This is a genomic window from Pseudomonas taeanensis MS-3, from assembly GCF_000498575.2.
Classification (GTDB): Bacteria; Pseudomonadota; Gammaproteobacteria; order Pseudomonadales; family Pseudomonadaceae; genus Aquipseudomonas; species Aquipseudomonas taeanensis.
Genome location: NZ_AWSQ01000002.1, coordinates 252,718 through 269,325, shown reverse-complemented (window position 1 = coordinate 269,325; position 16,608 = coordinate 252,718). Strand labels below are relative to the sequence as shown.

Annotated in this window: 15 protein-coding genes; 7 read left to right on the top strand and 8 right to left on the bottom strand. The window is 58.8% G+C overall.

From position 1 onward, the window contains the following. Window positions 1–147 precede the first annotated feature (147 nt). The gene (locus tag TMS3_RS09320) at window positions 148–1,317 is read left to right on the top strand and encodes an MFS transporter (protein ID WP_200929619.1); all 1,170 of its coding nucleotides are present in this window, start codon (window positions 148–150) and stop codon (window positions 1,315–1,317) included. Between the two features lie 98 nt (window positions 1,318–1,415). Continuing rightward, window positions 1,416–2,597 (top strand): MFS transporter, encoded by a 1,182-nt coding sequence (locus tag TMS3_RS09315; protein WP_025165002.1) that lies wholly within the window; start codon window positions 1,416–1,418, stop codon window positions 2,595–2,597. A gap of 380 nt (window positions 2,598–2,977) precedes the next feature. Here the strand turns inward: TMS3_RS09315 and TMS3_RS09310 are convergent, their stop codons facing one another. Next, a complete protein-coding gene (locus TMS3_RS09310) occupies window positions 2,978–3,208 on the bottom strand; it encodes a hypothetical protein (RefSeq protein WP_025165001.1) in 231 nt (76 codons plus the stop codon). 177 nt (window positions 3,209–3,385) lie between these two features. Here TMS3_RS09310 and TMS3_RS09305 point away from each other — a divergent pair, with 177 nt between their 5' ends. Continuing rightward, a complete protein-coding gene (locus TMS3_RS09305) occupies window positions 3,386–5,020 on the top strand; it encodes a SulP family inorganic anion transporter (RefSeq protein WP_025165000.1) in 1,635 nt (544 codons plus the stop codon). An 81-nt stretch (window positions 5,021–5,101) separates the two neighbouring features. On the opposite strand, the gene TMS3_RS09300 is transcribed toward TMS3_RS09305, so the two are convergent. The 7 genes from TMS3_RS09300 to dmeF form a co-directional block, all read right to left on the bottom strand. Continuing rightward, window positions 5,102–5,287, bottom strand: coding sequence for a ribbon-helix-helix protein, CopG family (locus TMS3_RS09300; protein ID WP_025164999.1), 186 nt, complete (start codon window positions 5,285–5,287; stop codon window positions 5,102–5,104). Window positions 5,288–5,600: 313 nt separating this feature from the next. Next, on the bottom strand, window positions 5,601–6,377 hold the full coding sequence (locus tag TMS3_RS09295) for an ABC transporter substrate-binding protein (protein ID WP_025164998.1): 777 nt from the start codon (window positions 6,375–6,377) through the stop codon (window positions 5,601–5,603). Window positions 6,378–6,842: 465 nt separating this feature from the next. Then, window positions 6,843–7,298 (bottom strand): molybdopterin synthase catalytic subunit MoaE, encoded by a 456-nt coding sequence (gene moaE, locus TMS3_RS09290; protein ID WP_025164997.1) that lies wholly within the window; start codon window positions 7,296–7,298, stop codon window positions 6,843–6,845. A 2-nt stretch (window positions 7,299–7,300) separates the two neighbouring features. Beyond that, the gene (moaD, locus tag TMS3_RS09285) at window positions 7,301–7,549 is read right to left on the bottom strand and encodes a molybdopterin converting factor subunit 1 (RefSeq protein WP_025164996.1); all 249 of its coding nucleotides are present in this window, start codon (window positions 7,547–7,549) and stop codon (window positions 7,301–7,303) included. Beyond that, a complete protein-coding gene (moaC, locus tag TMS3_RS09280; protein ID WP_025164995.1) occupies window positions 7,546–8,022 on the bottom strand; it encodes a cyclic pyranopterin monophosphate synthase MoaC in 477 nt (158 codons plus the stop codon). The genes moaD and moaC overlap by 4 nt, the downstream gene beginning before the upstream one ends. A 208-nt stretch (window positions 8,023–8,230) precedes the next feature. Then, a complete protein-coding gene (locus tag TMS3_RS09275) occupies window positions 8,231–9,622 on the bottom strand; it encodes a PhoH family protein (protein ID WP_025164994.1) in 1,392 nt (463 codons plus the stop codon). 311 nt (window positions 9,623–9,933) lie between these two features. Next, window positions 9,934–10,932 carry a CDF family Co(II)/Ni(II) efflux transporter DmeF gene (gene dmeF, locus TMS3_RS09270; RefSeq protein WP_025164993.1) on the bottom strand — a complete coding sequence of 333 codons (999 nt, stop codon included), beginning with the start codon at window positions 10,930–10,932 and terminating at the stop codon, window positions 9,934–9,936. 138 nt (window positions 10,933–11,070) lie between these two features. Between dmeF and yaaA the strand changes: the two genes are divergently transcribed. The 4 genes from yaaA to TMS3_RS09250 all read left to right on the top strand — a co-directional run bounded on the left by yaaA (window position 11,071) and on the right by TMS3_RS09250 (window position 16,607). After that, window positions 11,071–11,850 (top strand): peroxide stress protein YaaA, encoded by a 780-nt coding sequence (gene yaaA / locus TMS3_RS09265; protein ID WP_025164992.1) that lies wholly within the window; start codon window positions 11,071–11,073, stop codon window positions 11,848–11,850. 591 nt (window positions 11,851–12,441) lie between these two features. After that, window positions 12,442–13,752 carry a GDP-mannose 6-dehydrogenase gene (algD, locus tag TMS3_RS09260; protein ID WP_025164991.1) on the top strand — a complete coding sequence of 437 codons (1,311 nt, stop codon included), beginning with the start codon at window positions 12,442–12,444 and terminating at the stop codon, window positions 13,750–13,752. Window positions 13,753–13,917: 165 nt separating this feature from the next. Then, complete coding sequence (gene alg8 / locus TMS3_RS09255) at window positions 13,918–15,399, top strand: mannuronan synthase (RefSeq protein ID WP_025164990.1); 1,482 nt, start codon at window positions 13,918–13,920, stop codon at window positions 15,397–15,399. Between the two features lie 44 nt (window positions 15,400–15,443). Then, window positions 15,444–16,607: an alginate biosynthesis protein Alg44 gene (locus TMS3_RS09250; protein WP_025164989.1), complete on the top strand. Its 1,164-nt coding sequence runs from the start codon at window positions 15,444–15,446 to the stop codon at window positions 16,605–16,607. Window position 16,608 lies beyond the last annotated feature (1 nt).

Below are 16,608 nucleotides of genomic sequence, written 5' to 3'. Positions count from 1 at the left end.
CATATCATCATTTCTGTTATTAGATGGGCATCACTAGAATCTGCGCATTGCTCGCTACACGGGCACATTCGCAGAGACTCAAATATGTCATCTACCCACGCAAACCAGGCATCAGTATCCCCTACCGGGATAGAGGCGCCCTCCTACGTGTTGCTAGTACTCATGGCCATGGCCGTCGCCTTCACGGCGGCCAACCTTTACTACTATCAACCTTTATTACCCGCGCTGCGTGATGACCTATCGTTGAGCGACACGCAGTTAGGTCTAGTGCCTTTCGCCACCCAGATCGGCTACGCCGCCGCCATTCTCTTGATCTCGCCGCTGGGCGATGTCATGCCACACCGCAAACTGATTGGGTTGTTGTCCTGCCTGCTGGTGGGCGCGCTGGTGCTGCAGGCCACGACGGTGAGCGGTCTGATCCTGGTGCTTGGCACTTTTCTGATGGGCCTCGGCGCCAATATCACCCAGCAGCTGATTCCACTCGCCGCCTCTATGTCATCACCACAACAGCGCGGTCGAGTACTGGGCACGCTGATGAGTGGGCTGACCGCAGGCATTTTGCTGTCTCGTGTGCTCAGCGGCAGTATCGCCGAGCACATGGGCTGGCGAGCCGTGTACTGGATGGCTGCTGCCACAGCGCTGATCTGGGGGCTGTTGCTCTGGCGCCTGCTACCAAACGAAAGCTCGCGGGTTGCCGGCATGCGTTACCCAGCGCTGATCGGCTCAATGTTCACCCTCCTGCGCAGGCATGCACTGCTGAGGGTCTCGGCACTGACCGGCGCGCTGTGGTTTGCCGCCTTCAACGCGGTCTGGGCGAGCCTCTCGCTGCACCTCACCAATGCACCACTCAACCTGAACCTGCAACAGGCGGGCATGTTCGGTATCGCCGGCATGGCCGGCATTGTCGGCGCCAAAGTGTCCGGTCGCTGGGTCGGGTCACTGGGCACCTGGCGGACTATCTGTTCGGCTCTTTTGGTATTGCTGGTAGGCACCTTGGTGATGTGGGGCTATTCGTACTCACTCATCGGCCTGGTCATCGGCATCGTACTGATAGACCTCGGTGTGTTCGCCGCTCAGGTGCCCAATCAAGTGCGCGTATTTGCTATCGAGCCATCTGCGCAAAGCCGGCTGAACGCCGTGTACATGCTGTTCTATTACCTCGGCGCCGCCATTGGCTCCGCCTCCGGGGTCCAATTGATGACGGCATACGGCTGGCCGGGTGTGATGGGGCTCAGCGTAGCCCTGTCAGCAAGCGCACTGCTTCTGCACGTTGCCATGCGCTGGACAGACAAGAGCTTTGAATCGGCTGCCGCCTGATCGTAGGCAACATTTTTATCCCCAAGAGCCGGTTGTATAGCGCCGGATAACAGTGCGCGGGGAACCCGTCGCGCCATCATCAAACAAGGCTCCTGTTCATGAATGGAAAACCCAACACCATCCCAGCCTCTCTCTCGTCACGCGGACGCTTTACCCTGCTGGCCGTGGCCTGTCTGGTCATCATGGTGGGCTCGGTAGTAGCGCCCGGCTTGGCCATCATTTCTTCTGCTCTGGGTGTGAGTAGCCACGCCAGTTGGCTGGTCACCCTTCCAGCATTAGGTGTGATTCTTTTTGCGCCACTGGCCGGGCGATTGATTGATCGTGTTGGTGCCTATACAGCGCTGCAAATGGGCCTGGCCAGCTACGGTCTGCTGGGCGTAGCTGGCGCCATGCTGTCAGGCCCGGCACTGGTGTTTGCCGACCGCGTATTATTGGGAGGCGCTACAGCCGTGGTGATGGTCTCTGGGACCAGCCTGATCTCGCATTGGTATCAGGGACATGAGCGTCTGAAGGTGCTCGCCCAGCAAGGCATGGCTATCGAACTAGGTGGCGTGTTGTTCCTCACTGCCGCCGGCATTCTTGCCGGGATCGGCTGGCACTGGCCCTTTGCGGTCTACCTGCTGGCTTGGGTCATGCTGTTGATGTTGCGCGCATGGGTACCCAGTCGCACACCCTCAGATGAACACGCTGACATAGCGACAGATACATCCTCTGATTCTGTTACTGGCATGGGATGGGTCTACCTGGCAGCCACAGCAGCGATGATGTTGTTCTTCACGCCCTTTGTATTGCTACCACTGGAGTTATCCGGCATGGGCTTGGGCGAGACGCAGATCGGCTTCTTTCTGGCTGCCATCTCATTGGTAGCGGTTGCGGCAGCCATGCTATTGCCTTGGGTTGCCAGGCAAATCGGCGAGATCATTACCCTGACGCTGGCCTTTGCAAGCTTCACGACCAGTCTGATCCTGTTCGGCCTCGCCGAGGACATGCAGTTAATGAGTCTCGGCGCCCTCTTTTCCGGTATCGGCTTCGGCTTCTCGATTCCGCTGGTCAACCACATGACAGTGGCGCGCACACCCGCCGCAAGGCGTGGCCGCAATTTGGCTTACCTGTCGATGGCCATCTTCTCGGGCCAGTTTCTGACCTCACTGCTGGAATTCATCCCTAGGCAAGCGGCTCTGATCTTCACAGTAATGGCGGTTGCAGGGAGCGTCATCACGCTGATCTACCTGCTGATTTGGTGGTATGAACGTCGCTTACTGAATGCCCAGCAAGCTTGAATGTGCTCGTACGGAAGCGTCCACTATGAGTCGCCCCGGATTTCTTAGGCTCTATCGAGTGGCCGCTACTGGCCGGCGCCAGTCAGATGCGACTGGCGACTACCGGCCAAGAGCAGCCGGTCAATTCCATTGGCATGCAAGTGAGGTTCAACCTCGCCAGCGCTTATCGGCTACGGGTGTTCGCCGACAGATTAAGCCGAGGGTAGACATGGAGATCCTCGATCCGCGCCTTGAGTTGGGCGGCATAATTCTGGGCACTTTTTCCATTTCGAAACTGCACACGCCTGGTGCCGAAACGGACACACCAAAGCTCTTCGCTTGACTGGACAGATGCTCAATCTTCACTGACATGATCATGCTTCCAGGGAGTAGGCAAAGGGTTAAAAATGGATTTCAGCGGTCTTGATGCCCAAGTCCCGGAGCTCGGCGATCAAGTCATCCAGATGCCCAAATGACTCGACCTCCTCGCTGTCATCAACCAAGAAAAAACTTCTCCCGGCATCCTTCTTGAAGAACACGATCCATTCCTTGGGGTTGGTCGGGTTTGCGATCACATAGGTGTCAAAGGCAATGCCTTCGGCATGTTTGGTTTTCACGGCATCACGATTCATGTCAATCACCAGGCTATATGCGCTCTCGAACACGTCTACTCACAAGTGCACGCTTTTTCAACGCTCTCCAGCTTTGACCACCATAGCCATCTCGAGCGGCACGATACCGCTGATCAAGGCTTTGTCATTATCATTGGATGTTAATATTATGCACATGCAGCCATTGAGGAGCTAGTCATGATTGCAGTACGTGAGGCGTGGAGGGCGGGCTTGCTGGGGCGCGAGCACTGGCTCCGCAATCTAGTGTCTGGCGTGATAGTTGGGGTCGTGGCGCTGCCTCTTGCGATGGCTTTTGCCATTGCGTCTGGCGTCAAGCCTGAGCAAGGGATCTATACCGCGATCATTGGCGGCCTGCTGGTATCTCTCTTTGGTGGCAGCCGTTTGCAGATTGCCGGCCCGACAGGTGCGTTCATCGTGATACTGGCGGGCGTCACCGCCACGCATGGCGTTGATGGCCTGCAAATCGCCACGATGATGGCCGGCGGCATATTGCTATTGCTGGGCATCACCCGGCTCGGTGCAATCATCAAGTTCATCCCCGATCCGGTGATCGTCGGCTTCACCGCAGGTATCGGTGTGATCATCTGGGTCGGACAATGGAAAGACTTTTTTGGCTTACCGCAACTCAGCGGAGAATATTTCCACGAGAAACTCTGGCATTTGCTGCAGGCACTGCCGAGTCTGCATGTGGCCACCACGCTGCTGGCCGCGCTCAGCCTTTTCCTGGTCGTCACCGCTTCCAGAGTTCCCGGACTCAAACGGGTACCCGGCCCGCTCATAGCAATGGCGATCGTTACAGGGATCCAATCATTTTTTCATTTCGATGGGGTCGCCACGATTGGCAGCGCATTTGGCGGTATACCTCAAGGTTTGCCGGAGTTGGGCCTGCCTGAAATAACGCTATCGCGTGTCATCGATCTGATCGGCCCGGCTTTCGCTATCGCTATGCTTGGGGCAATCGAGTCGCTTCTCTCTGCTGTAGTGGCCGATGGCATGGCCGGCACCAGGCACGACTCCAACCAGGAACTGATCGGCCAGGGGATCGCCAACCTTGCCACTCCATTGTTTGGCGGCTTCGCAGCCACTGGAGCGATTGCCCGCACTGCAACCAATATCCGTAACGGCGGCACGAGCCCGCTGGCCGGCATCACACACGCCGTAACCTTGGTGCTGATTATTCTATTCCTGGCGCCTTTGGCTTCGAACATCCCTCTGTGCGCCCTGGCCGCTATTCTATTTGTGGTCGCCTACAACATGAGCGAGTTGAAGCACTTCAAACGCATGGTTCAGCGAGCGCCACGCGCTGATGTGGTTATTTTGCTCATTACCTTCAGCCTCACGGTGTTCACTGATTTGGTAGTCGCCGTGAATATAGGCGTCATTCTCGCGCTGCTGCATTTCATGCGCCGCATGGCCTCATCTGTCGAGGTGCAACAGGTCGTCGAGCATGAGCTTGAAGCAGAGCTTCGGATCCATGGCGACTTCCACTTGCCGCCGGGAGTGTTGATTTATACGATTGAAGGGCCACTGTTCTTTGGTGCGGCTGAGACCTTCGAGCGCGTGCTGGCACAGACCCATTCCGACCCCAGCCTGCTGATCATCCGCCTGAAGCGCGTACCATTTATGGATATCACCGGCCTGCAAACCCTGGAAGAAGTCATTCAGCAGCTGCACAAGCGTAATATCGTGGTGAAACTCTGCGAGGCCAACACGACGGTGTTCAACAAGCTCGGCAAGGCGGGCATTCTGCAAGAAATTGGCCCTGAGAATTACTACGCCAACCTCAACACCGCGCTAGGGGTCTATGAGTAGCGCACGCCACGGGCTACGCCTGTAGTGGTCAAATCCTTAGATGACGTAGCGCCCTCTAGAGACAACGAAGAGTGCGGGTCGTTACTTGGTACCTGCGACATGCTTGCTCTTGGTCGCATAGCTGGCACCGTGGCTTTCCAGGTAGTCACGGATCAGTTGGCGGACGACCTGCGAAGGCGTCACGTCTTGTGCTGCACAGAGCTCCTCGAATGCTTTTTTCTTGACGGGATCAATGAGTACCGTGAGGCGCGCAGTCTTACTTTCCATGAGTTATCCGATCACTTAAGTCATTAAATGTTAATCAAATTATAATTACCTCTTCCTGCGCTGTCATTGCACGGCGGTTTGCGTCTCGGCACCTGACTTGCTAGCGAGACAGGATTGAGCCCTCCCTGTTGGTGATGAGTTCAATTCACTCCGACCTAACATAGGCTGCCGCGCACCTGCCAAGAAGGGATTTATTTACTCTCAGCAGGGCCACCCACACGGGTCGACTACAGCCACTCAGCGCTAGCTGAAGCGCCTCCACTCCAGACGAATAAAGCCGCGCAATGCGCAGCTTTATTCATGCCCGGCACTGTCAGTCGCCGTAGATATCGAAGTCGAAGTATTTGGCCTGAATCTTCTGGTACTCGCCGTTGTCACGGACCGCCTTGATCGCCGCATTCAACTTAGCGAGTAACTCGCTGTCGCCCTTGCGCACGGCGATGCCGGCGCCTTCACCAAAGTACTTGGGGTCGGTGAAGGACGGGCCGACGAAAGCGAAGCCCTTGCCGTTGTCGGTTTTCAGGAAGCCCTCATTAACCGGGATGGCATCGGCTAGCGTACCGTCCAGGCGGCCAGAGATCAGGTCCAGATAGATTTCATTCTGCGAGCTGTAGCGCACCACTTCAACGCCTTGTGCAGCCAGCACTTCGCTGGCGAAACGGTCGGTGGTGGTCGAGCGCTGTACACCGATGCGCTTGCCCTTGAGGTTGCTGAAGTCGGCATCGACCTCGCTACCAGCCTTCATCACCAGGCGGGCCGGGCTGTAGTAATACTTGTTAGTGAAGTCCACCGAATTGCGGCGCTCGGCGGTGATGGTCATGGACGACAGGATAGCGTCGACCTTCTTCACTTTCAGTGAGGGGATCAGACCATCGAATTCCTGCTCGACCCACTGGCATTCGACCTTCATCTCGGCGCACAGGGCGCTGCCGATCTCATGGTCGAAGCCATCGATCTGGCCGTCGGCTGTCTTGAAGGCGAACGGCGGATAGGCCGCCTCGATGCCCAGACGCAGTGGCCTTTCGGCGGCAAACAGGTTGACGGCAATCAAGCTCAGGGCAAGGCCGCCCACTAAGGCGAGTTTCTTCATCGTGATGATTCCTGCTGGGTGAGTGACATACCCTACGACCACGGCAAGGCGCCGCAGACGAAGAAGGTACTGGGGGTTACTACAAGACAGAAGAAAGGCGCATCAGGTCTGCGTCTGAGCGAAGGGCTGTCGCCGGGTAACGCGTTGGGACAGGTCATCTGCCAGCCTCTTATTTATACTTTAAAGTCCACTCTGGACTTATTTGTATAAATCGTCAACCAGATACACGCAACCACAGGTCGAGCGTCGCGCGACTGGATTAGGGCAGATCAATAAGGATTGCAAGCGGGCACTAGTACGCAAGGACGCCGATAGATTCGGCTCGCAACCAGTCGTTACCCGGATGCAATTCGGGTGACCATGCCCCGGATTGCATCCGGGCTACCAAACCAAGCGGGTGCTGAGGAGCTTGCCGGCCTTGATCGGCCGTCACGAGGGAAAGCCCGACTTGAGTCCGGCAGTTTCCTAGGCCTTGTGCCAGCGCTCGGCGGCGCTCTGGTCGCTGCTGCGCCCTTCGACCCAGCGCGGGCCCTCGCTGGTGTCTTCTTTTTTCCAGAACGGTGCGCGGGTTTTCAGGTAGTCCATGACGAAGGCGCAGGCATCGAAAGCGGCCTGACGATGGGCACTGGCGGTGGCGACGAACACTATGGGCTCGCCCGGCTCCAGACGACCTATGCGGTGGATGATCTGGATATTCAGCAGCGGCCAGCGCTGCTCGGCCTCGACCGCAATTTTGGTCAGGGCCTTCTCGGTCATGCCGGGGAAGTGCTCGAGGAACATGCCACCGACTTCGCGCCCGTCGTTAAAGTCGCGCACATAGCCGACGAAGCTGACCACCGCGCCGACCCCTACGTTCGCCGCATGCAGGGCGTTGGTTTCGACCCCGGGATCGAACGCGTCGAGCTGCACCCGAATCGCCATGCTCAGCCTCCGGTCACGGTAGGGAAGAAGGCGACTTCGTCGCCTTCGCTCAACGGCTCGTCGAGGCTGCACAGTTCCTGATTACGTGCGCACATCAGGTTCTGCTCGGCCAACACCTGCCACACCCCGCCACGGGCCAGCAGGTGCTGGCGCAGGTCGTCGAGCGTGGCGAAGCCCTGACTATCACTCAGCTGCTCGCCGTCCAGGCCCAGGGCCTCGCGGTAACGGGCGAAATACTGCACGCGAATCATTGCTCGTCCTCGGCCTTGTAGTGACCACTCTTGCCGCCGACTTTTTCCAGCAGGCGCACGCTTTCGATGACCATGCCGCGATCCACCGCCTTGCACATGTCGTAGATGGTCAGGGCGGCGACGCTGGCGGCGGTCAGTGCCTCCATTTCCACCCCGGTCTGCCCACTCAGCTTACAGCGCGCTTGAATGCGCACCCCATCGTCGCCGCAGGCCTCCAGCTCGACCTTGATACTGGTCAGCATCAGCGGATGACAGAGCGGAATCAGATCGGCGGTCTTCTTCGCCGCCTGGATACCGGCGATGCGCGCCACGGCGAATACATCGCCTTTGGGGTGATCGCCCTCGACGATCATCTGCAATGTTTGCGGGCGCATACGCACCCGGGCTTCGGCCACGGCCTCACGGACGGTCAGGGCTTTATCACTGACGTCGACCATATTGGCGCGACCTTGGGAATCGAGATGGGTTAACACGGGCTAGCTCCAGGCGGGTATCGACCGATTGTAAACCTGCGAGTCAGTTTCCGGCACCCGTGAATGCCAGCTCAGCGACCCGTTGTCGCATGCTGAAGAGCGGCATGAGCCATGGAGAGAGCTGCCGAGCCTGCAGAACGCCCGACAGAAGGAGGACCGCCACGCCCTACAGGCTGAAACCTGTAGGACGGAGGTCGATAGGGATGCTTTACATATGGCTTTCGGCAAATTCCGCCAGGATCGAGCGCGGCACACCTTGCAGGGTGATATGCACGCCGTGGGAGAAATCCTTGAAGCGCTCCGTCAAATAGGTCAGGCCCGAGCTGGGCGCCGACAGGTAGGGTGTATCGATCTGCGCCAGGTTGCCCAGACAGACCACCTTGGAGCCGCTGCCGGCACGGGTGATGATGGTCTTCATCTGGTGCGGAGTAAGGTTCTGGCACTCATCGATGAGGATCAGGCTCTGCTGGAAACTGCGCCCGCGGATGTAGTTCAGCGACTTGAACTGCAATGGCACCTTTTGCAGGATGTAGTCGACGCTGCCGTGGGTGTTCTCGTCATCCATGTGCAGCGCTTCGAGGTTGTCGGTAATGGCGCCGAGCCAGGGTTCCATCTTCTCCGCCTCGGTACCGGGCAGGAAACCGATCTCCTGGTCCAGGCCCTGCACGCTACGGGTGGCAATGATGCGCCGGTAGCGCTTGCTGACCATGGTCTGCTCGATGGCCGCGGCCAGGGCCAGAATGGTCTTGCCCGAACCGGCGGCGCCGGACAGGTTGACCAGGTGGATATCCGGGTCGAGCAACGCATACAGCGCCAGTGCCTGGTAGATATCCCGTGGCCGCAGGCCCCAAGCCTCCTGATGCATCAAGGGTTCCTGGTGCAGGTCGAGGATCAGCAGCTCACCCTCCTCGATGCCCTTGATCCAGCCGACGAAGCCCTGCTCGTCGATGATGAACTCGTTGACATGCACCGCCGGCAGATTGTCGGTGAGCTGCACGCGGTGCCAGGTGCGAGCATGCTCCTGACGGGTCTCGACGGTGCTCACCCGGTCCCAGAACGAGCCAGCCATGTTGTGATAGCCCTGCGACAGCAGGGACACGTCATCGACCAGCTGGTCGGTGTGGTAGTCCTCCGAGTCGATGCCACAGGCGCGCGCCTTGAGGCGCATGTTGATGTCCTTGGTCACCAGTACCACGGACATGCCCGGCCGACGCGATTTCAGCTCGACCAGTTGGTTGATGATCTTGTTGTCGTTAAGGTCTTCCGGCAGCCAGGTAATCGGTGAAGCACTTTTGCTCATGAGGATCGACAGAAAACCACAAGGCCCGCTCTTCTCTCGCTGGATCGGTACGCCAATCTCCACTTCTTCCGGGTTGGCGCCGCCCAGGATCTTGTCGATCAAGCGAATGGCCTGACGACATTCGGCGGCCACTCCTTGCTTACCGGTTTTCAGCTTGTCCAGTTCCTCCAGCACGGTCATGGGGATGGCAACGTGGTGTTCCTGAAAATTCAGCAACGCGTTTGGATCGTGGATCAGGACGTTGGTATCGAGGGCGTAGAGGGTTGGCGCGGTGGGCTTTGAGCGTCCGTGGTCATCCATACTCGGTCACCTTTTGTAGGAGCCAAGCGACGGAATGCCAGAGCAGCGCTCCGCCGCGGGGAACCGCCGACCTCTCAAACAGAACTGAAAGGGTGCAAACCAGGTGATAGCAAATTGACGCCACCTGTCTGCAGGATTCGGCGGTCTGTCTTTTAGATACTCCAAAACCGATGACAGGCAAACGAGTTTTTCAGATTTTTTACCTTTATTTTTCACTTGGACGAATAGCCCTTGGCACCTCGCCCATGCCCCGCTAAAGTCAGAAGTTCTATTGGCGCAGTTGTCGGTAATTTCTCGCGCCTTTCCCGCCGCTATCCCGCCTCCCCAGGCTCGCTCCGACCACAGCGATTGACCTCCACGGTCACATGCACCAGCTCGCGAATCCCCGTCAAACGGGCCTTGTAGCGATCAGCCGAACAGCCACCATGGGTCACCACACTGGCGATGCAGGCAAATTGCGCCCGGCCGACGCGCCATAGGTGCAGGTCCGCCAGCTCGGTGTCCGGCTCCTGCACCAGGGCCGAACGCACGCGCGCCACCACCGGGCTGTCCATCTCGCGATCGAGTAGCACCTTGGCGGTCTCGATCAGCAAGCCCTTGGCCCACAGCGCGATGATCAGCGCACCGACCACGCCCATCAGTGGGTCCAGCCAGCTCCAGCCGTACAGCAAGCCACCGAGCAACGCGATGATCGCCGCCACCGAGGTCAGTGCATCGGCCAGTACATGCAGGAAGGCGGCATGCCGGTTGAGGTCACGTCCTGTCGCTGGCGCAGCGTGCGCATGCGCATGCGCATGCGCATGGCCGTGATCGTGATCGTGATCGTGATCGTGATCGTGCCCATGACTGTGTTCGTGCTGATCGCGCAGCAGCCAGGCCGACGCCAGGTTGACCAGCAGGCCAATCACCGCCACCGCCAAAGCCAGGTCGAAGGCGATCACCTGCGGTTGCCACAGGCGCCAGAGCGATTCGACCGCCAACAGGGCGATCACCAGCAACAGCAGGATGGCGCTGGCGAAACCGGCGAGCACCTCGATCTTCCAGGTGCCGAAAGCGAAACGCGGGTCATTGGCATAACGCCGCGCCAGCAGGTACGCCAGGGCCGTCAGACCAATGGCGAGCATGTGCGAGGCCATGTGCCAGCCATCGGCGAGCAGAGCCATGGAGTTGAAGGCATAGCCGGCGGTGATCTCCACCAGCATGGTCACTCCGGTCAGGGCCGCCACCCGCCAGGCTTGGCGTTCGGCGGTGCTCTCCAGCGGTCGGTAGTCGTGCGAGTGCTCCCAACGGGAGTGATTGCAGGCGCTCATGACGGCTCCTTGAAGGATTCGACCCGGGTAGACTACAACCCCACGGCCACCTCCAGGTCAACCCATCGCCTTAATAGGTAGAGCCACGACGGCTACTCGGCCTAGAATCGCGACCAAGACTTTTAGGAGCAACGCTGTATGTTGATGGTGATTTCCCCGGCCAAGACCCTCGATTACCAGACCGCGCCGGTGACCCAGCGCTTCACCCTGCCCGAACACCTCGACCACGCCCAGGACCTGATCGCCCAGTTGCGCGATTTCAGCCCGGCGCAAATTGCCGAACTGATGCACCTCTCGGACAAACTCGCCGGCCTCAATGCAGCGCGTTTCGGCAGCTGGACGCCGACCTTCACTCTGGACAACGCCAAGCAGGCGCTGCTGGCCTTCAAGGGCGACGTGTACACCGGACTGAACGCCGAAGATTTCAGCGAAGCCGACTTCGACTTCGCCCAGCAGCACCTGCGCATGCTCTCCGGGCTGTACGGCGTGCTGCGCCCGCTGGATCTGATGCAACCCTACCGCCTGGAGATGGGCACCAAACTGGCCAACCCACGCGGCAAGGACCTGTACGCCTTCTGGGGCGAGCGCATCAGCGGCTGGCTCAACCAGGCACTGGCTGCGCAAGGCGACGAGGTGCTGCTCAACCTCGCCTCCACCGAATACTTCGGTGCGGTGAAACGCAAAGTGCTGAACGCGCGGGTGATCGACACCGAATTCAGGGATCTGAAAAACGGCCAATACAAGATCATCAGTTTCTACGCCAAGAAGGCCCGCGGCCTGATGAGCCGTTATGTGATCAAGGAACGCCTGACCAACCCCGAAGGCCTCAAGGATTTCGCCTACCAGGGCTACCGCTATTCGGCCGAGCAGTCGCAGGCCGACAAGATGGTGTTCCTGCGCGATCAACCGCAAGACTGATTACCCTCCCCTCGCGAGCGGGCCGCTCTGGCCCGTTCCTGTTCGCCGCATACCCCCCACACCCCCGCGATTAATTAAAATTAAATATATTGAACTTTAATACCTCATTGCATTTTGCAATATCACAGCCAAATCGCCATCAAAATGCAATCACTTAAAATCCTGATATAACTCACGCCTCTAAAAAACAGGATAGGCGGTAGGAACTATCGAAGCAGCCCTACACTCTTACCCTCGTGACATAACTATTCACGCAACTTTAGATCGGATTTAAAGCTGTGGCCTTGAACATCGGCAATGCCTACACCCAGGGACCAGCTGTAATTCGAGTAAAGTTGCGCTGGGATACAAGGAGGCACCTCATCACTCTCACGACCAGTCAAGACTAACGAGCCAGAGCCTCAACGGCACTGTGCTCACGCCTACACAGGGCGTGCCAAATACAAAGCCTCGTTCGGGCTCCTTCAATCGGAGCCAGGTGCGTCTATGTGCCTGAATAAATAAGAACGAGTCATTACCAGCAAGTTAAACCCATGGACATGGCCAACTTGGCCACTGTTAATTTCGCAATAAACGGACGAGGTAAGTGCGATGCGCATCAGCATTTTTGGTTTGGGTTACGTGGGTGCAGTCTGTGCGGGCTGCCTATCTTCCCGGGGTCATGAAGTTATCGGCGTGGACATCTCCGCCGCTAAAATCGACTTAATTAACAAGGGTAAATCGCCCATTGTTGAACCCGGTTTAGAGGTACTCCTGGAAAAAGGAATTCACTCCGGCCTGCTGCGTGGCACCACCGATTTTGCCGCCGCGGTGCGCGACAGTGAAATGTCGTTCATTTGCGTGGGTACGCCGAGCAAGAAGAATGGCGATCTGGAACTCAACTACATCGAATCGGTCTGCCGCGAAATCGGCCTGGTCCTGCGTGACAAGACCGAGCGCCATACCGTCGTGGTGCGCAGCACGGTGCTGCCTGGCACGGTAAAAGACGTAGTCATTCCGATCCTAGAAGACTGCTCCGGCAAAAAAGCTGGCGTCGACTTTGGCGTGGCGGTCAACCCGGAGTTCCTCCGCGAAAGCACCGCGATTAAGGACTACGACCAACCGCCGATGACGGTGATCGGTCAGCTCGACACTCAGTCCGGCGATATTCTGGAGGAGCTGTACCGCGAACTCGACGCGCCGATCATCCGCAAGGACATCGCAGTCGCCGAAATGATCAAGTACACCTGCAACGTCTGGCATGCGGCCAAGGTCACCTTTGCCAACGAGATCGGCAACATCGCCAAGGCGGTCGGGGTCGATGGTCGCGAGGTGATGGACGTGGTCTGTCAGGACAAGACCCTGAACCTGTCGCAGTACTACATGCGCCCCGGCTTCGCCTTCGGTGGTTCCTGTTTGCCCAAGGATGTGCGCGCCCTCACCTACCGCGCCAGCCAGCTGGATGTGGAACACCCGATGCTCGGCTCGATCATGCGCAGCAACGTGGCGCAGGTGCAGAACGCCTTCAACATCATCGCCAGCCACGACAAGCGCAAAGTCGCCTTGCTTGGCCTGAGCTTCAAGGCCGGCACCGACGACCTGCGCGAAAGCCCCCTGGTCGAACTGGCCGAGATGCTCATCGGCAAGGGCTTCGACCTGAGTATCTACGACAGCAACGTCGAATATGCACGGGTCTATGGGGCCAACAAGGACTACATCGAGTCGAAGATTCCGCATGTCTCATCGCTGCTCAATAGCGACCTGGCGCAGGTCATCGCCAACTCCGACATCATCGTCCTGGGCAACCGCGACGAGCAGTTCAGAGTCCTCGCCCAGCAGGCTCCCGAGGGTAAGCGAGTCGTAGATCTGGTGGGCTTCATGGCCCACGCCAGCAGTGGCGCCAGTGAAGGCATCTGCTGGTAACGACTCGCGCTGCTGACGATTAGGTCCATGCCGCCATGTGCCAATCATTACCAGTAGCACCTCACCTCACAGCCTCAACCTACGGCGACCGGCGTGTTGCGGGTGGATGCGGACAACCGCGCCCACCCGCCGCAGGCATGCCCGCAACACAGGATGGAGATACAGATGGATAGGCTCAAGCAGGGTTTCGCTGAAGCCGCCGGCTGGCTGTTCTACCTCAGCTTACTGATGGGGATTGCCCTGGCCTTGCCCAGGACAGTCTTCGACCCGGAGTCGAAGGACTTCCTGTTCCTGATCGGTGCCGTGGGTATCTGGCGCTATTCGATGGGCGCCATGCATTTTCTGCGTGGCCTGCTGTTTCTCTACGTGGTGTTTCCCCGCCACCGGCGTAAAGCCAAACAACTGGGTCAGGCTGCCGATCCGTCGCATGTGTTCCTGATGGTCACCAGCTTCCGCATCGATGCCTTGACCACCGCTCAGGTGTATCAATCGGTAATCCTCGAAGCCATCGAGTGCGGCTACCCGACCACCGTAGTGTGCTCGATCGTCGAGCTGTCCGATGAGTTCCTGGTCAAGAGCCTGTGGGAGAAATACAACCCACCGGCGCATGTCACCCTGGACTTCGTGCGGATTGCCGGCACCGGCAAGCGTGATGGTCTGGCCCATGGCTTCCGCGCGATTTCCCGGCACCTGCCGGACCAGGATGCGGTGGTCGCGGTGATCGACGGTGACAGCGTATTGCAGCCCGGTATCGTCCGGGCCACTGCGCCCTACTTCAAGCTGTTCCCCAACGTCGGCGGGCTGACCACCAACGAGTTCTGCGAGGTCCGCGGCAGCTACGTCATGAGTGAGTGGCACAAGCTGCGCTTCGCTCAGCGCCACCTCAACATGTGCTCGATGGGCCTGTCCAAGCGTGTGCTGACCCTGACCGGGCGGATGTCGGTGTTTCGTGCCCAGGTGATTACCGACCCGGAGTTCATCGCCGACGTCGAAAGCGACTCGCTGGATCACTGGCGCCTCGGCCGTTTCAAGTTCCTCACCGGCGACGACAAGTCCAGCTGGTACAGCTTGATGCGCCTGGGCTACGACACCTTTTACGTGCCGGATGCGGCGATTCACACGGTCGAGCATCCGCCGGAAAAGAGCTTTATCAAGGCCAGTCGCAAACTGATGTTCCGCTGGTATGGCAACAACCTGCGGCAGAACTCGCGGGCCATGAAGCTGGGCATAAAGCGCCTGGGCCTGTTCACCAATCTGGTGCTGCTCGACCAGCGCGTGTCGATGTGGACCTGCCTGCTCGGCCTCGCCGTGGCGATCATCGCCAGCATCAAGTACAGCATCGCCTTCATGCTGATCTACCTGCTGTGGATCGGCACCACGCGACTGATCCTGACCCTGTTGCTGTCGCTCAGCGGGCACCGCATCGGTCCGGCTTACCCGTTGATTCTGTATTACAACCAGATCGTCGGGGCTCTGGTGAAGATCTATGTGTTCTTCCGCCTCGACCAGCAATCCTGGACCCGTCAGCCCACCAAGCTGAACCGTGATTTGGCCAGCTTTCAGCGCTGGTTCAACACCTGGTCGTCTCGAACCATGACCTTCTCCGCCGCCAGCGTATTCATTGCCGCGCTGCTCCTGGTGGTGTGAACGGACATGAATGGAATTAGTGACTTTTGAGTAGGAATAACGCCATGAATACAGCCGTCAACCTCAATGTGGTGCATGAATCGGAAGCCCAGCGCCAGCATGCGCGGGTCAAACTTCCAGCCAAGGTCCGCTTCATCGGCAAAAGCCGTGAAGTGGCCGAACAGAATTTGCTGGATCTCTCTGCCGGCGGCTTCAGTTATGACGCCAGCAAGATCCCGGTACAGGTCGGTGACTACCATAAAGGCAAACTGCTGTTTGCCATCGACAACATCAGCCTGGGCATCGATGTAGAGTTCCAGGTGCGCTCGATCGACAACGGCCGGGTCGGTTGCCAGTTTCACAATATGAGACCCCGCGAGATCAACACCCTGCGCCACCTGATCACCGCCCACCTGAGTGGTGAGCTGGTCAGCGTCGGCGAGCTGCTGACCACCTTGCAACGGGAGAACTTCACCAAAGCGCGCAAGGGCAACGCCGTCGCCACCGGCATGGGCGTCCTGCGCCGTCTGCGCGCAGTGGTTTTCAGCCTGGCGCTGTTTCTCGTGGGCCTGGCCGCCTTCGGCTTCATCTTCAAGTCGGTGTACGGCCTGTACTTCGTCACCCATGCCCAGTCCGGCATGGTCAGTGTGCCCTCCATGCAAGTCACCATGCCCCGTGAAGGCACGGTGCAAAGCCTGGTCGGAGCCGACGGACAGATAGACAAGGGCGCGCCCATCGCCACCTTCAGTGCCTCCATGCTGGAAATGCTCAAGGGCCATCTGGACCAGGAGCAGATCAACCCGGACAAGGTCGAAAGTCTGTTCGGCAAGCAAATGAAAGGCACCCTGACCAGCCCCTGCGATTGCACCGTGGCCAGCCAGCTGGTGGCCGACGGCCAGTTCGCCAGCAAGGGCCAGGTGATCTTCCAACTGGTGCCACGTGGCAGCCAGGCGACCATCGAGGCGCGCTTTCCCTACAACAAATTCAACGAAATCAAACCCGGTCTGCGGGTCAGCTTCCAGGTCGCTGGCGAGACTGAGTTGCGCCACGGCAAGATCATCAGCAGCCGCTTGAGTGACAGCGACAACCTGTCCTCTGACATCCGCGTCCAGATTCAACCGGACCAGCCGCTGGACGGTTCCCTCGCCGGCCGCCCGGTTGAAGTCAGCAGCGATCGCGGCCCCTCGTTCGATTGGCTGATCGACAAGGTCATGGCCGTGAGGCTCTGAG

Coding starts and splice junctions, on each gene's coding strand:
- TMS3_RS09315 (WP_025165002.1), top strand. CDS start 1,416: ATGAATGGAAAACCCAACACCATCCCAGCCTCTCTCTCGTCACGCGGA.
- TMS3_RS09310 (WP_025165001.1), bottom strand. CDS start 3,208: ATGAATCGTGATGCCGTGAAAACCAAACATGCCGAAGGCATTGCCTTT.
- TMS3_RS09250 (WP_025164989.1), top strand. CDS start 15,444: ATGAATACAGCCGTCAACCTCAATGTGGTGCATGAATCGGAAGCCCAG.
- yaaA (WP_025164992.1), top strand. CDS start 11,071: ATGTTGATGGTGATTTCCCCGGCCAAGACCCTCGATTACCAGACCGCG.
- algD (WP_025164991.1), top strand. CDS start 12,442: ATGCGCATCAGCATTTTTGGTTTGGGTTACGTGGGTGCAGTCTGTGCG.
- moaE (WP_025164997.1), bottom strand. CDS start 7,298: ATGGCGATTCGGGTGCAGCTCGACGCGTTCGATCCCGGGGTCGAAACC.
- TMS3_RS09295 (WP_025164998.1), bottom strand. CDS start 6,377: ATGAAGAAACTCGCCTTAGTGGGCGGCCTTGCCCTGAGCTTGATTGCC.
- TMS3_RS09305 (WP_025165000.1), top strand. CDS start 3,386: ATGATTGCAGTACGTGAGGCGTGGAGGGCGGGCTTGCTGGGGCGCGAG.
- moaD (WP_025164996.1), bottom strand. CDS start 7,549: ATGATTCGCGTGCAGTATTTCGCCCGTTACCGCGAGGCCCTGGGCCTG.
- TMS3_RS09275 (WP_025164994.1), bottom strand. CDS start 9,622: ATGGATGACCACGGACGCTCAAAGCCCACCGCGCCAACCCTCTACGCC.
- TMS3_RS09300 (WP_025164999.1), bottom strand. CDS start 5,287: ATGGAAAGTAAGACTGCGCGCCTCACGGTACTCATTGATCCCGTCAAG.
- alg8 (WP_025164990.1), top strand. CDS start 13,918: ATGGATAGGCTCAAGCAGGGTTTCGCTGAAGCCGCCGGCTGGCTGTTC.
- dmeF (WP_025164993.1), bottom strand. CDS start 10,932: ATGAGCGCCTGCAATCACTCCCGTTGGGAGCACTCGCACGACTACCGA.